Origin of the sequence: Pseudomonas sp. G11-1 (genome assembly GCF_024031555.1) — a bacterium.
Taxonomy (GTDB): Bacteria; Pseudomonadota; Gammaproteobacteria; order Pseudomonadales; family Pseudomonadaceae; genus Halopseudomonas; species Halopseudomonas bauzanensis.
In genome coordinates, this window is record NZ_QEYQ01000001.1 from 1,028,136 (window position 1) to 1,042,262 (window position 14,127).

Annotated in this window: 11 protein-coding genes; all 11 read left to right on the top strand. The window is 60.8% G+C overall.

What is annotated here, in order from left to right; all coding sequences use genetic code 11:
* Positions 1–77 precede the first annotated feature (77 nt).
* The 11 genes from DHB74_RS04795 to DHB74_RS04845 all read left to right on the top strand — a co-directional run bounded on the left by DHB74_RS04795 (position 78) and on the right by DHB74_RS04845 (position 14,005).
* Positions 78–2,831, top strand: a complete 2,754-nt coding sequence (locus tag DHB74_RS04795) for an LPS-assembly protein LptD (RefSeq protein ID WP_499160887.1) — start codon at positions 78–80, stop codon at positions 2,829–2,831.
* A complete protein-coding gene (locus tag DHB74_RS04800; protein ID WP_074777540.1) occupies positions 2,821–4,110 on the top strand; it encodes a peptidylprolyl isomerase in 1,290 nt (429 codons plus the stop codon). Before DHB74_RS04795 ends, DHB74_RS04800 begins: the two co-directional genes overlap by 11 nt.
* Positions 4,111–5,103 carry a 4-hydroxythreonine-4-phosphate dehydrogenase PdxA gene (gene pdxA / locus DHB74_RS04805; protein WP_499160888.1) on the top strand — a complete coding sequence of 331 codons (993 nt, stop codon included), beginning with the start codon at positions 4,111–4,113 and terminating at the stop codon, positions 5,101–5,103.
* Complete coding sequence (gene rsmA / locus DHB74_RS04810; RefSeq protein ID WP_074777536.1) at positions 5,100–5,909, top strand: 16S rRNA (adenine(1518)-N(6)/adenine(1519)-N(6))-dimethyltransferase RsmA; 810 nt, start codon at positions 5,100–5,102, stop codon at positions 5,907–5,909. Before pdxA ends, rsmA begins: the two co-directional genes overlap by 4 nt.
* Complete coding sequence (apaG, locus tag DHB74_RS04815) at positions 5,902–6,285, top strand: Co2+/Mg2+ efflux facilitator ApaG/CorD (RefSeq protein ID WP_036989142.1); 384 nt, start codon at positions 5,902–5,904, stop codon at positions 6,283–6,285. The genes rsmA and apaG overlap by 8 nt, the downstream gene beginning before the upstream one ends.
* Positions 6,286–6,293: 8 nt before the next feature.
* A complete protein-coding gene (locus DHB74_RS04820; protein ID WP_499160889.1) occupies positions 6,294–7,106 on the top strand; it encodes a symmetrical bis(5'-nucleosyl)-tetraphosphatase in 813 nt (270 codons plus the stop codon).
* A 54-nt stretch (positions 7,107–7,160) separates the two neighbouring features.
* On the top strand, positions 7,161–7,481 hold the full coding sequence (gene glpE, locus DHB74_RS04825; RefSeq protein ID WP_499160890.1) for a thiosulfate sulfurtransferase GlpE: 321 nt from the start codon (positions 7,161–7,163) through the stop codon (positions 7,479–7,481).
* 413 nt (positions 7,482–7,894) lie between these two features.
* On the top strand, positions 7,895–9,817 hold the full coding sequence (locus DHB74_RS04830; RefSeq protein ID WP_036989139.1) for a PrkA family serine protein kinase: 1,923 nt from the start codon (positions 7,895–7,897) through the stop codon (positions 9,815–9,817).
* Positions 9,818–9,847: 30 nt separating this feature from the next.
* The gene (locus tag DHB74_RS04835) at positions 9,848–11,122 is read left to right on the top strand and encodes a YeaH/YhbH family protein (protein ID WP_036989138.1); all 1,275 of its coding nucleotides are present in this window, start codon (positions 9,848–9,850) and stop codon (positions 11,120–11,122) included.
* Positions 11,119–12,672: a SpoVR family protein gene (locus DHB74_RS04840; protein ID WP_036989137.1), complete on the top strand. Its 1,554-nt coding sequence runs from the start codon at positions 11,119–11,121 to the stop codon at positions 12,670–12,672. The genes DHB74_RS04835 and DHB74_RS04840 overlap by 4 nt, the downstream gene beginning before the upstream one ends.
* Before the next feature lie 94 nt (positions 12,673–12,766).
* Positions 12,767–14,005 carry a multifunctional CCA addition/repair protein gene (locus DHB74_RS04845; protein ID WP_499160891.1) on the top strand — a complete coding sequence of 413 codons (1,239 nt, stop codon included), beginning with the start codon at positions 12,767–12,769 and terminating at the stop codon, positions 14,003–14,005.
* Positions 14,006–14,127: the final 122 nt, after the last annotated feature.

Below are 14,127 nucleotides of genomic sequence, written 5' to 3' on the forward strand. Positions count from 1 at the left end.
GCAATTGCCTCGCACAAGGGAGACGCTTCCGAGTCATCGCGAGCCTGCACGCCCGACTGAATCCCGGATAACGACAAATGGCCTACCCAAAACCACCGTTTCGCCCCTCCTTCTCCCTGCTGCTGGCCAGCGGACTCCTGCTGGCCCAACCCGCTACCAGCCTGGCGGTCAGCCAGGTCGAATGCCGCGCCGACAGCGCCGGCGGTGGCTGGGTCTGCGTGCCACTCGAAGCCACCGCGGACCTGCCGCCGCGGCCCGGCACGCCGGTGGTACGTACCACCGAAGCAGAGCCGGAGCCGGAGCGCGCCGTCAGTGAAATCCGCCAGCCCGCCGCCAGTTCGCAGACGGCGGACTTCAGCGAACTGGATTGGGTACCCCGCGACCAGTTGACCGAAGCCCAGCAGGCTGCCATCGCCCCCTATTGCAGTGGCGACTACATCGAGCCGCCGCGGGCCGGTCGGGATGACAACACCCCCTTCGACCAGCTCCCGGTCTATGCCAGCGCCGACTCCAGCAGCTTCGAACAACGCAACCAGACCGGCACCCTGCAGGGCGACGTCTTGCTGCAGCAGGGCCGACTCCAGGCCCAGGCCAATGAAGCCAGCTTCGATCAGGGCAACAATCTGGTCCGCCTGAACGGCGACGTGCGCCTGCGCGACCAGGGTGTACTGGTACTGGGTGATCGGGCTCAGATGCAGATCGACAGCGGCGAAACCCGTATCGAGCAGGTACGCTATGTCGTCCACGACGCCAATGCCCGCGGCAGCGCCGAAAAGCTGATGCGCCGCGACGACGCCGTCATCGTCATGACCGATGGCAGCTATACCACCTGCTCCCCAGGCAACAACGCCTGGAGCCTGCACAGTGATGATATCGAGCTGGACCGGGAAAAAGGCTGGGGCGAAGCCAAGCATGTGACCCTGAAGGTGAAGGATGTACCGGTGTTCTATACCCCGTACATCTATTTCCCATTGGATGACCGCAGGATGTCCGGTCTGCTGGTGCCGAGCATGTCTTATAGCAGCGGCTCTGGCTCACACCTGACCACGCCGTATTATTTCAACCTTGCGCCGAATTATGACGCCACCCTGTATCCCACGCTGATGAGCGATCGAGGGCTTCAGATGGAGGGCGAGTTCCGCTACCTGACCCCAACCAGCGAAGGGCAGTTCGGCGCATCGGTACTGAATGACAGTGAGGATGAGCGTGAGCAGCAATCCAAATATCGGGATCAACGCTGGATGTATAGCTGGCAACATGTCAGCAACATCACGCCCCGGCTGCAGGCCAGCGTAGACTATACCGATATCAGCGATCCCTATTATTTTCAGGATCTTGATACCTACCTCGGCATCGACACAGGCAACTTCCTCGACCAACGTGCCGGGGTGAGCTGGCAGGGCGATAGTTTCCGGGCCGCTATCAATGTGCACGGCTATGAAAGAGCAACGGTAACCGACATCACCCCTTATGAACGTCTTCCACAAATCACGTTGAATGGCACGCTACCGTTTCAGCCTGGCGGACTGCGCTTCAGCTACGGCAGTGAATTCGTCAGCTTTCAGCGCAACCTGATGGATGGATATTTTACTGATGAAGATGGTATTACCGGGCTGCCCGAACATCGCTGGTACGATGACCGTCTGACCGGCCTCACTCGGGCGGAAGGCGAACGCCTGCATCTTGAACCAAGCATCAGCCTACCCTTGGATTGGGATTGGGGCTTCGTGCACCCCTCATTGAAATATGCCTATACCCGCTACGACCTTTCTCTGGACAGTGCGGGGCAAGCCAGCCTGGGCCAAAGAGATGGCGTCTATTATGAGCGCTTCGACAGCAATCAGGACCGCAGCGTGCCCATCTTCAGCGTGGATAGCGGCCTGTATTTCGATCGCCCCACCGAGCTGTTCGGTCAAAGTTATACCCAGACCCTTGAGCCCCGCCTGTTCTATCTGCACGTGCCGGAAGAAGATCAGGACAACATTCCGATTTTCGACTCAAGCGAGCCAGCCTTCGGCTATGCCTCGCTGTGGCGGGAGAATCGCTTCTCGGGCAAAGACCGGATTGGTGATGCCAACCAGGTGTCTCTGGGCCTGACCAATCGCTGGCTCGAGGCGAATGGCTTCGAGCGCCAGCGGTTCAGCATCGGCCAGAGTTTCTATTTCCGTGACCGCAAGGTGCAGCTGCGCGGAATCGACTACCGCGACCGCGAAAGTGCGCAATCATCGGAATCCCCGATAGCAATGGTGTACCAGTACCGCTTCAACCGGGACTGGCGCTTTACTTCATCATTCAACTGGGATGCCGACCAGAGCGAAACTCGTAGCGGCAGCGCCATGTGGCACTACCAGCCGGAGGACAACCCGCGCAAGATCCTGAATGTCGGCTATCGCTACCGCAACGACACCATGCGTTTCGATCGAGAAACAGGCCAATGGACAACCAACCCGGACTACGGAGTCCCGGGCACGCCAAACTATGTCCGCAACTACTACAAGACCGACCATCATGACATGTCCTTCATGTGGCCAGTTTCCCCACAATGGAGCCTGATCGGCCGCTGGCAACGCGACTATGGCCGCAACCGGACCGTGGAAGCATTCGGCGGCTTCGAGTACGACAGCTGCTGCTGGAAACTCCGGGTGATCAATCGTTACTGGATCGACTACGATGAAAGGAGTCTCAACCCCAACCGCAATGATGAACCGGATCGTGGCATTTTCCTCCAGATCGTCTTCAAAGGCCTCGGCAACGTTGCCGGCAGTGGAGTGGATGCGCTTCTGGAAGAAAGCATCAATGGCTACAGAGAGCGTGAAAACAATGCATTTTAAGCTACACCGCAAGCTCATCGGCCTGTGTGCCGGTCTGCTGATCAGCACTGGCCTGCAAGCCCAGATGGTTGAATTGGACCGGGTCGCGGCCATCGTCGATAACGACGTGGTCATGCAGAGCCAGGTGGAAGAGCGGATGGACACCATCCGTCAGCAACTCAGCGAAAGGGGTACCGAACTACCTCCCGAAGAGGTGCTGCGCACCCAGGTGATCGACCGTCTGGTGCTGGAAAGCATCCAGTTGCAGATGGGCGAGCGAGCCGGCATTCGTATCGATGATGCCAGCCTCAACCAGACCATGCAGCAGTTGGCCGAGCGCAACGGGGTAACCCTGGAGCAGTTTCGCGCCGCCCTCGATCGCGACGGCATCAACTACAACCAGGCACGCGAACAGGTGCGCCGGGAAATGATCATCAACCGGGTGCGCCAGCGCCGGGTGGCCGAGCGGATTCAGGTCAGTGATCAGGAAGTGCGCAACTTCCTCAACTCCGAAGTCGGTCGCTATCAGACCGCCGCCGATTACCGCCTGGCCATGATCGTGCTGCCGGTGTCGGAAAACGCCAGCAGCGATGAGGCCCGCCAGCAAGCTGAGGTTGTCAGCGATATCCACCGCGAACTGAGCGAGGGCGCTGATTTCACTCGCCTGGCGGTCAGCCGTTCCGGTGGTGAGCACGCCCTGGAAGGCGGTGAGCTGGGCTGGCGCAAGGCCGCCCAATTGCCTCCGACCTTCGCCAATGCGGTAGCCGATCTGGAGATTGGCGAGATTACCGCACCGCTGCGCTCCCCCGCTGGTTACCACATTCTCAAGCTGCTGGAAAAGCGCGGCGGCGACAACCTGCTGGTGGACGAATTCAATGTGCGCCACATCCTGATCAAGCCCAGCGAAATCCGCAGCGAAGAAGAAGCCGCCCAGCTGATTGGGCGGCTGTATGAGCGCATCCGTGCCGGCGAATCCTTCGCCACCCTGGCGCGCTCCTTCTCGGAAGACCCGGGCTCGGCACTCAACGGTGGCTCGCTCAGCTGGGTGACTGCCGACGCCATGGTCCCCGAGTTCCGCGAGGTCATGACTTCAACACCGGAAAATCAGATCTCAGCGCCGTTCCAGAGCCAGTTCGGCTGGCACATCCTGCAGGTGGAAGGTCAGCGGCAGGTCGATATGACCGATGAAATGCGTGAGCAGCAAGCCCGCAACCTGCTGCAGAACCGCAAGTTCGATGAGGAGCTGCAGACCTGGCTGCTGGAGATTCGTGACGAAGCCTATGTCGAGATCAAGAGCTAAGTGACTGTTTCCGCCATTGCCCTGACCGCCGGCGAACCCGCCGGCATCGGTCCCGATCTGTGTCTGCTGCTGGCCCGTGAGCCCTGTGCCCATGAGCGCGTGGTCATCGCCGATCCGGACCTGCTTGCCGAGCGTGCCCATCAGCTCGGCCTTGCCATAGAACTGCAAGCCTACGACCCGACACGCCCACCAGCTGCGCAGCAGGCCGGCCAGCTCAGTGTGTTGCCAGTACCCCTGGCGGCTGGCTGCCAGCCCGGCAAACTGAACCCGGCCAACGCCCGCTACGTGCTGGAAACCCTGCGTCTGGGTGGCCAGGGCTGTATCGACGGGCAGTTCGCCGCGGTAGTGACAGCGCCGGTGCACAAAGGCGTGATCAACGATGCCGGTGTGCCCTTCTCCGGGCACACCGAGTTCTTCGCTGACCAGACCGGCACTGAGCAGGTAGTGATGATGCTGGCCTGCCCCGGCCTGCGCGTGGCCCTGGCGACCACCCATCTGCCGCTGCGCGAGGTAGCCGATGCCATTACCCCGCAGGCGCTGGAACGGGTAATCCGCATCCTGCACAACGATCTGCGCAGCAAATTCGGCATCGCCGCGCCACGCATCCTGGTGTGCGGTCTGAACCCCCACGCCGGCGAAGGCGGGCACCTGGGCCGCGAGGAGATCGACATCATCATCCCGCTGCTGGAGCGCCTGCGCGATGAAGGCATGCAGCTGGATGGTCCACTGCCCGCCGATACCCTGTTCACCCCCAAACATCTCGATCAGGCCGATGCGGTGCTGGCGATGTATCACGACCAGGGCCTGCCGGTGCTCAAGCACAAGGGCTTTGGTCAGGCGGTCAACGTCACCCTGGGCCTGCCGATCATTCGCACCTCGGTCGATCACGGCACAGCGCTGGATCTGGCCGCCACCGGACAGGTTGACGTTGGCAGCCTGAAGGTCGCCCTGCACACCGCCATCAGCATGATCGAAGCCCGAGGCCGGCAATGAATGAATTTGCTCCACACCGGGCGCGCAAGCGTTTCGGTCAGAACTTCCTGCATGATCACGGCGTGATCAATCGTATCCTGCGTGGTATCGCCCCGCGTGAAGGCCAGCACCTGGTCGAGATTGGTCCGGGCCAGGGTGCGCTGACCGAAGGTCTGCTCGCCAGTGGTGGCCGACTCGACGTGGTCGAGCTGGACCATGACCTGCACCCGCTGCTGCAGGCCCGCTTCGGCGGCAACCCGCAGTTCACCTTGCACAAGGGCGACGCGCTGAAGTTCGATTTCCGTTCCCTGGCCCAGCCGGGTGAGAAACTGCGGGTGGTCGGCAACCTGCCGTACAACATCTCCACGCCGCTGATGTTCCATCTGCTCAATCAGGCCGACTGCATCGCCGACATGCATTTCATGCTGCAGAAGGAAGTGGTGCAGCGCCTGGCTGCCGGCGCCGGCATGAATCATTACGGCCGCCTGGGCATCATGGTGCAGTACCATTGCCAGGTAGAGCATCTGTTCGATGTGGGTCCCGGCGCCTTCAATCCGCCGCCCAAGGTCGACTCGGCGATCGTGCGCCTGACGCCCCATGCCGTGCTGCCGCATCCCGCTGATGATCCCAAGGTCCTGGAGCTGATCGTCCGTGAAGCCTTCAATCAGCGGCGCAAGACGATGCGCAACACGCTCAAGGGCCTGCTCGATGCCGATGCCATCGCCGCCGAAGGTATCGATCCGACCCTGCGGCCGGAACAGATCGACCTGGCCGGCTTTGTGCGGCTGGCCAACCGCCTGGCTCGCGAGCAGCGTGACCATGACTGATTCCCGGCTACAGAACATTCTGGTCGAGGCGCAGACACGCTATCTGAACGAGCAGTCCGACCCGGCGCAAAACCGCTTCGCCTTTGCCTATACCATCACCATCCGCAATGCCGGCCAGGTCGCCGCCCAACTGCTCGATCGCCACTGGGTCATCACCGACGGCAACGGCAAGGTCCAGGAAGTCCGCGGCCCGGGTGTGGTGGGCGAGCAGCCACTGATCGAGCCCGGTGCCAGCTACACCTATACCAGTGGTTGTCTGCTGGAAACCCCGGTGGGCAGCATGCAAGGCAGCTATGGCATGCGCAGTGCAAATGGGGAGGAATTTCGCGCGCCGGTCGCGGTCTTCCGTTTGGCCAGACCCAACGCGCTCAACTGAGGTACCGCATGACCGTCTATGCTGTGGGAGATATCCAGGGCTGTCTCAAGCCGCTGCAATGCCTGTTACAGGAAGTCGACTTCACACCATCGCGCGATACGCTCTGGTGTGTTGGCGATCTGGTCAACCGCGGCCCGGCCTCCCTTGATACCCTGCGGTACCTGGATAGTCTGGGCAACGCCTGCATCAGCGTACTGGGCAATCATGACCTGCACCTGCTGGCTGCGGCCTACGATGCCAAACGCCTGCGCAAATCCGACACCCTACTGCCAATCCTGCAGGCACCGGATCGGGAAAGGCTGCTAGACAACCTGCGCCAGCGCCCCCTCGCCCACATGGATACCCAGCGGGGCCTGATCATGACCCACGCCGGCATACCACCGATCTGGAGCCCGCAGGAGACGCTTGTCCTGGCAGCCGAGGTCGAGGCGGTACTGCGCTGCGACCAGCAACTGCCCTGGTTTCTCGATCAGATGTACGGCAACGAGCCGGCGTGCTGGAGCCCAGAACTGGATGGCGTCAAGCGCCTGCGGGCGATCACCAATTACCTGACCCGCATGCGCTTCTGCCGCGCTGATGGCACCCTGGACTTCAAGTCCAAGGATACCCCCGATCAGCCCCCGAAAGGGTATGCCCCCTGGTTCACCCTGCCCCGCCGCGATCCCACCATAGGCATCATCTTTGGCCACTGGGCTGCGTTGGAAGGCAAGGTGACCGTGCCCGGCATCCATGCGCTGGATACCGGCTGCGTATGGGGCAACAGCCTGACGCTGATGAACGTGGATACCGGCGAGAAGCGCCAATGCGACTGCGACCATTGACCTGCGTACCACGCCTGCCATAGCCTTGATCCATCACTTCAACGGAGCACCGCCATGAGCGACTTTCAGCGTATTTCTCCCGATACCGCAGCCCAACTGCTGGATGCCGACGCCTGTGTGGTGGATATTCGCGACCCGCAAAGCTACCTCGCCGGGCATATCAGTGGAGCCCAGCGCCTGGATAACGACAACGTCCAGCAATTTGTCGCCACCGCCGATCGCCAGCAGCCGCTGGTGGTGTGCTGCTACCACGGCAATTCCAGTCAACAGGCCGCCGCCTGGCTGGCCGGCCTCGGCTTCAGCCAGGTGTACAGCCTGGATGGCGGTTTCGAGCTGTGGCAGCAGCAATTTCCCGCCCTCGTCAGCCGCGGCTGATCGGCCAGTCACCGGCCATGCGCCTGCAAAATTTTTCTCACATCTTCTGTCACCCTCGTACAAACCAACTATCCTGAAAGCAAGGCAACAATTCCAGGAGTCTCTGAGAAGCGCAGCGAGTGTAGTCATTGAGCATTCGACACGGCGAGTCCCGGTTCGATATCCACGCAAGATGACCGAGCGCAATCGTTTCCCGGAGGTTCCCTAAAGTAAAGCCGGTCTGCCGGCTTCTGATAACAAGGGGAGCATGTCGTACCGCAGCACAAGCTGCCGTCGACCCACTTCCCGGGCCTTGTCTGACAGGCGGTAACGGGGGATTTGCGCATGCCATCATCTTCGCCCTTCGCTGCGTGGCAGATGGGCTCCGATTCGGAAGCCCCGAACCTCTTTTTCAGTAACAGCGAGGTCATGTCATGAGTATATTCAGCCATTTTCAGAATCGATTCGAGACCACCCAGCAGGAGGAAATGTCCCTGCAGGACTATCTGGATCTGTGCAAGTCGGACCCCATGACCTACGCCTCCAGCGCCGAGCGCCTGCTAACAGCCATTGGCGAGCCGGAGCTGATCGATACCTCCATGGACCCGCGGCTGTCCCGGATTTTCTCCAACAAGGTGATCAAACGCTATCCAGCCTTCGCCGATTTCCATGGCATGGAAGACGCCATCGAGCACATCGTGTCGTTCTTCAAGCATGCCGCCCAGGGGCTGGAGGAAAAGAAACAGATTCTTTATCTGCTCGGGCCGGTTGGCGGCGGTAAGTCGTCCATCGCAGAAAAGCTCAAGGCGTTGATGCAACAGGTGCCCTTCTACGCGATCAAGGGCTCACCGGTGTTCGAGTCGCCCCTGGGACTGTTCAATGCCGCCGAGGATGCCCATATCCTCGAAGAGGACTTCGGTATTCCGTCGCGTTACCTGAATGGCATCATGTCGCCCTGGGCGGTCAAGCGCCTGCATGAATTCAACGGCGATATCAGCCAGTTCCGGGTGGTCAAGCTGTACCCCTCGATTCTGCAGCAGATTGCCATTGCCAAGACCGAGCCGGGTGACGAGAACAACCAGGACATCTCCGCGCTGGTGGGCAAGGTGGATATCCGCAAGCTGGAAGAGTTTCCGCAGAATGACCCGGATGCCTACAGCTATTCCGGCGCCCTGTGCCGGGCCAACCAGGGCCTGATGGAATTCGTCGAGATGTTCAAGGCTCCGATCAAGGTGCTGCACCCGTTACTGACGGCCACCCAGGAAGGCAACTACAACAGCACCGAAGGTCTCGGCGCCATTCCCTTCAACGGCGTGATCCTGGCCCACTCCAACGAATCGGAATGGCATACCTTCCGCAATAACAAGAACAACGAAGCTTTCATCGACCGAATCTATATCGTCAAGGTGCCCTACTGCCTGCGCGTCAGCGATGAGATCCAGATCTACCAGAAACTGTTGACCAACAGCTCGCTGGCCAGCGCCCACTGCGCACCCGATACCCTGAAGATGCTGGCCCAGTTCAGCGCCCTGTCGCGGCTCAAGGAGCCGGAAAACTCCAACGTCTACTCGAAGATGCGCATCTATGACGGCGAAAACCTGAAGGACACCGATCCCAAGGCCAAATCGATCCAGGAGTATCGTGACACCGCCGGGGTCGACGAGGGCATGACCGGGTTGTCCACCCGCTTCGCCTTCAAGATCCTGTCCAAGGTCTTCAACTACGACAATACCGAGGTGGCGGCCAACCCGGTGCACCTGTTGTATGTACTGGAGCAGCAGATCGAACAGGAGCAGTTCCCGGCCGAGGTCAGCGAGCGCTACCTGCGCTTCCTCAAGGAATACCTGGCACCGCGCTACGTCGAATTCATCGGCAAGGAAATCCAGACCGCCTACCTTGAGTCCTACAGCGAATACGGTCAGAACATCTTCGACCGCTATGTACTCTATGCCGATTTCTGGATTCAGGATCAGGAATACCGCGATCCGGATACCGGCGAGATTCTCGACCGCGCCGCTCTCAGCGAAGAGCTGGAGAAGATCGAGAAGCCCGCAGGCATCAGTAATCCCAAGGACTTCCGCAACGAGATCGTCAACTTCGTGCTGCGCGCCCGCGCCCACAACAACGGCAAGAATCCCAGTTGGCTGTCCTACGAGAAGTTGCGCGTCGTGATCGAGAAGAAGATGTTCTCCAATACCGAGGACCTGCTGCCGGTCATCAGTTTCAATGCCAAGGCATCCACCGAGGATCAGAAAAAACACAACGACTTCGTCACCCGGATGGTCGAACGAGGGTATACCGAGAAGCAGGTGCGCCTGTTGTCGGAATGGTATCTGCGGGTACGCAAAGCGCAGTAATGGCAGCCGCGAGCTACCCCGGAGGGGCCTATGAGTTATGTGATCGACCGTCGTCTGAACGGCAAGAACAAGAGCACGGTCAACCGCCAACGCTTTCTGCGCCGCTATAAGGCGCATATCAAGAAGGCAGTGGAAGAGGCGGTAGGCCGCCGCTCTATTACTGATATCGAGCATGGGGAGCAGATCAGCATCCCCGGCCGGGATATCGACGAACCAATTTTCCACCATGGTCCGGGAGGCCGGCAGACCCGGGTCTTTCCCGGCAACCGCGAATTCTCTACCGGCGACCGTATCGCCCGCCCCGAAAGCGGGGGTGGCGGCGGTGGAGGTGGCAGTCAGGCCGGCAATTCCGGTGAAGGAGAAGATGACTTCGTCTTTCAGATCACCCAGGAAGAGTTCCTCGACTTCATGTTCGAGGATCTGGCCCTGCCCAACCTGATCAAGCGTCACTTGACCGGTACCGACACTTTCCGCACGGTGCGGGCCGGCATCAGCCAGCAGGGTAATCCGTCGCGCATCAATATTGTCCGCTCCATGCGCTCGGCACATGCCCGGCGGATCGCCCTGTCCGGCGGCAGCCGCGCCCGGCTGCGCGAGGCGGTCAAAGAGCTGGAGCTGTTGCACCAGCAGCAGCCGGACAACCTGCTGGACATCAAAGCGCTGGAGGAGGAAATAGAACAGCTGCGCGCCCGAATCGACCGAGTTCCTTTTCTCGATACCTTCGACCTGCGCTACAACCTGCTGGTCAAGCAACCCGACCCCAGCTCACGGGCAGTGATGTTCTGCCTGATGGATGTCTCCGGCTCGATGACCCAGGCCACCAAGGACATCGCCAAGCGTTTCTACATCCTGCTCTATCTCTTTCTGCAGCGTAACTACGAGCGCATCGAGGTGGTCTTCATCCGCCACCACACCAGCGCCAAGGAAGTGGATGAGGAGGAATTCTTCTACTCCCGGGAAACCGGCGGCACCATTGTTTCCAGCGCCCTGCGGATGATGCAGCAGATCATCGCCGATCGCTATTCACCCGCCGAGTGGAACATCTACTGCGCCCAGGCCTCCGATGGCGACAACTGGAACGATGACTCGCCGATCTGCCGCGAACTGCTGGTCCGCCAGCTCATGCCGGCCATGCAGTACTACTGCTATGTGGAGATCACCCCGCGCGAGCATCAGGCGCTGTGGTATGAATATGAACAGGTTGCCGAGCATTTCCCGGACAGCTTCGCCCAACAGCAGATCGTGGATGCGGGGGATATCTATCCGGTGTTCCGCAAGCTGTTCCAGAAGAGGATGGCCACATGACCCGTCAGCCCATTTCCACCGAATCGGAATGGACCTTCGAGCTGATCCGCGAATATGACCGCGAGATTGGCCGCATTGCCCATGACATCTACGGCCTGGACACCTATCCCAACCAGATCGAAGTGATCACCGCCGAGCAGATGATGGATGCCTATGCTTCGGTAGGCATGCCACTGGGCTATCACCACTGGTCCTACGGCAAGCATTTCCTGCATACCGAAAAGCACTACCAGCGCGGGCAGATGGGCCTGGCCTACGAGATCGTGATCAACTCCGACCCGTGCATCGCCTACCTGATGGAAGAGAACACCATGACCATGCAGGCCTTGGTGATCGCCCACGCCTGTTATGGCCATAACTCCTTCTTCAAGGGCAACTACCTGTTTCGCAGCTGGACCGATGCCGGCTCGATCATCGATTACCTGGTCTTCGCCAAGCAGTACATCAGCCAGTGCGAGGAGCGCCATGGCATCGACGCCGTGGAAAACCTGCTCGACTCATGCCATGCGCTGATGAACTACGGCGTGGACCGCTACAAGCGCCCCTACCCTGTATCCGCCGCAGAGGAACGCCGCCGCCAGCAGGAGCGCGAAGAATATCTGCAGCGCCAGGTCAACGACCTGTGGCGCACTATTCCGACCAGCCCCGATGCCAATAACAAGCAGCATGAGGAGCCACGCTATCCGGCCGAGCCGCAGGAGAACCTGCTGTACTTCATCGAGAAGAACGCGCCCCTGCTGGAGCCCTGGCAGCGCGAGGTGGTACGCATCGTGCGCAAGGTAGCGCAGTACTTCTACCCGCAGCGCCAGACCCAGGTAATGAACGAGGGTTGGGCCACGTTCTGGCATTACACCCTGCTCAATCATCTGTATGACGAGGGCAAGGTCACCGATGGCTTCATGATGGAGTTCCTGCAGTCGCACACCAGCGTCATCTACCAGCCGCCCTTCGACAGCCAGTGGTTCAGCGGCATCAACCCCTATACCCTCGGTTTTGCCATGATGCAGGATATCCGCCGCATCTGCGAAAACCCTACTGCCGAGGATCGTGACTGGTTCCCGGATATTGCCGGCAGTGACTGGCTGGAAACCCTGAAGTTCGCCATGCGCACCTTCAAGGATGAAAGCTTCATCCTGCAATACCTGTCGCCCAAGGTGATCCGCGACCTCAAGCTGTTCGCCATCATCGATGACGAGAAGGACGACCATCTGGAGGTGGCCGCGATTCATGATGATGCCGGTTACCGCCGGGTTCGTGAATTGCTGGCCGCACAGTACAACCTAGGCAACAACGAACCGAATATCCAGGTATGGGAGGTTGACCGCCGTGGCGACCGCTCCTTGTCCCTGCGCCACCAGCGACACGAAGGCAAGCCTCTGGGTGAAACCACCGAACGCATGCTGAAACATCTGCATCGCCTGTGGGGCTTCGACATCCACCTGCTGAGCATGGAAGGCGATGTCGTCAAGAGCGAGTCCCATATGCCGCCCCGCCCGGCCAGTGGCGAGCAGGCCATTCCCCGCTTCGACATGAATATTCCGCCTATCTGAGCCAGCCAGTTGGTGGCGGGCCCCTGAGTCCTCGAAGCGCAGCTGCTGGCAGCGGTGTCTTGGCCTGCCGGGCACAATGACTTAGAGTCGCGCCATGAAAACAGATCTCACTACTTACCTGGTCGGCGGCGCGGTCCGCGATCAGCTGCTGGGCGTGCCCTGGCATGAACATGACTGGGTCGTGGTCGGCGCCACGCCCGAACAGATGGTCGCGGCCGGGTTTCGCCCGGTCGGCCAGGACTTTCCGGTGTTTCTGCATCCACAGACCAGCGAAGAGTACGCGCTGGCCCGCACTGAGCGCAAAAGCGGTCGCGGCTATGGCGGTTTCACCTTCCATGCCACGCCCGACATTACCCTGGAGCAGGACCTGCAGCGGCGGGACCTGACCATCAATGCCATGGCCATGGACAGCACTGGCCAGCTGGTCGACCCCTACGGTGGCCAGCAGGATCTGCAGGCTCGACTGCTGCGCCATGTGTCCCCCGCCTTCGCCGAAGACCCCTTGCGGGTGCTACGAGTGGCCCGTTTCGCCGCACGCTATACGCCGCTGGGTTTTCGCGTTGCCGACGAGACCCTGCAACTGATGCGCGAACTCGCGGAATCCGGCGAGTTGCAGGCACTGACCGCCGAGCGCACCTGGAAAGAGATCAGCCGTGCGCTGATGGAAACCCGGCCCGATGTCTTTATCCGCGTACTGCGCGAATGTGGCGCACTGGCCGTGCTGCTGCCGGAGGTGGATTGCCTGTTCGGCGTGCCGCAGCCCGAGGCGCATCATCCCGAAGTGGATACCGGCGAGCATGTGCTGCTGGTACTGCGCCAGACCGCCGAGATGGCGTTGCCGTTGCCCGCGCGCTGGGCCTGTCTGCTGCATGATCTGGGCAAGGGCCGCACACCGGAACGGTTCTGGCCCAAGCACCATGGGCATGAAAGCTCAGGGCTGGCGGCGGTCAAGGCCGTCAGCCAGCGCTGCAAGGCGCCGCGCGATTGTCAGGAGCTGGCGCTGCTGACCTGCGAGTTCCATACCCACTGCCACCGCGCCCTGGAACTCAAGCCCGGCACCCTGCTCAAGCTGTTCAAGGCCTTTGACATCTATCGCCGGCCGGAGCGGTTCGAGCAGTTCCTCGGTGCATGCGAGGCCGATGCCCGTGGTCGTACCGGATTGGAGCAGCGCGAATACCCGCAGCCGGATTACCTGCGGGGTGCTGCCGAAGCGGCGCGCTCAGCCAATGTCCAGACTTTGCTGGAACAGGGACTCAAGGGCGCGGAGCTGGGTGCGGCGCTGGAACAGGAGCGGCTGCGGTTGTTGGCGGAGTATTGCCGAGCGGCCCGCTGACACTGAGACGGCGGCGTCGGAGTTGCTGGCAAGACGCTCATCGAGCTGATGCTCGACGATCCCAGGGACAGCCCATCACCTTCTGGGAGGTTCGAGCACCAGCTCGTACCACTCCCCGCAGC

Bases quoted from the DNA above. Each gene is read 5' to 3' on its own strand.
- DHB74_RS04795 (WP_499160887.1), top strand. From the start codon at position 78: ATGGCCTACCCAAAACCACCGTTTCGCCCCTCCTTCTCCCTGCTGCTG.
- DHB74_RS04800 (WP_074777540.1), top strand. From the start codon at position 2,821: ATGCATTTTAAGCTACACCGCAAGCTCATCGGCCTGTGTGCCGGTCTG.
- rsmA (WP_074777536.1), top strand. From the start codon at position 5,100: ATGAATGAATTTGCTCCACACCGGGCGCGCAAGCGTTTCGGTCAGAAC.
- apaG (WP_036989142.1), top strand. From the start codon at position 5,902: ATGACTGATTCCCGGCTACAGAACATTCTGGTCGAGGCGCAGACACGC.
- DHB74_RS04820 (WP_499160889.1), top strand. From the start codon at position 6,294: ATGACCGTCTATGCTGTGGGAGATATCCAGGGCTGTCTCAAGCCGCTG.
- glpE (WP_499160890.1), top strand. From the start codon at position 7,161: ATGAGCGACTTTCAGCGTATTTCTCCCGATACCGCAGCCCAACTGCTG.
- DHB74_RS04830 (WP_036989139.1), top strand. From the start codon at position 7,895: ATGAGTATATTCAGCCATTTTCAGAATCGATTCGAGACCACCCAGCAG.
- DHB74_RS04835 (WP_036989138.1), top strand. From the start codon at position 9,848: ATGAGTTATGTGATCGACCGTCGTCTGAACGGCAAGAACAAGAGCACG.
- DHB74_RS04840 (WP_036989137.1), top strand. From the start codon at position 11,119: ATGACCCGTCAGCCCATTTCCACCGAATCGGAATGGACCTTCGAGCTG.
- DHB74_RS04845 (WP_499160891.1), top strand. From the start codon at position 12,767: ATGAAAACAGATCTCACTACTTACCTGGTCGGCGGCGCGGTCCGCGAT.